The sequence below is a fragment of the Pseudomonas sp. 10C3 genome (assembly GCF_036346185.1).
Taxonomy (GTDB): Bacteria; Pseudomonadota; Gammaproteobacteria; order Pseudomonadales; family Pseudomonadaceae; genus Aquipseudomonas.
Map to the genome: position 1 here is coordinate 1 of NZ_JASJVE010000078.1, position 503 is coordinate 503.

At 59.8% G+C, this 503-nt stretch carries 1 pseudogene; it reads right to left on the bottom strand.

What is annotated here, in order from left to right:
* Positions 1-503 (bottom strand): annotated as a pseudogene (locus tag QN399_RS26175) (hypothetical protein); the annotation flags it as partial.

Genomic DNA, 503 nt, shown 5'->3' on the forward strand with positions numbered 1-503 from the left:
ATCTCGTCGCCCATGCGATAACGGTTCAGGTCAATGTCGTGATACGTGGTCTGTTCGTCTGCGGCCCGCACCTCCAGCTCGCGCCACAACCGGTCGCCCAAAAAGACATAAATGAACCCTGCACGGCACAACACCGGCGTGCCGTGATCGTGGGCACTGTTGGCACCGGGCAACGCAACAAAGGGCACCACCGGCACGATCTGGTTCCACTGCGCGTCGAACTGGCGCAGGGTGATCGCGACCTCGGGCAAGAGCAGGCGAATGGGACTGCCTTCGACCGAGTCGATCTCCAGCCACAGGCGGTGAGTGTAGTGATCCTTCCAGCTCCAGACGTGCAGGGCGCTGTCCACAAAGTAGGGCTTTTTCAGCGTTTCAGGCTTGTCTTCGGCAGTCAGGGTGTCCAGGCGTTTTCCGGCGTGGTCATAAAACGCCAGGCGCTGACTGGCCGGATGTTGGTTGCCGGTGACCTGTACGATCAATTTATTGATTTCGCAGCAGGGGCC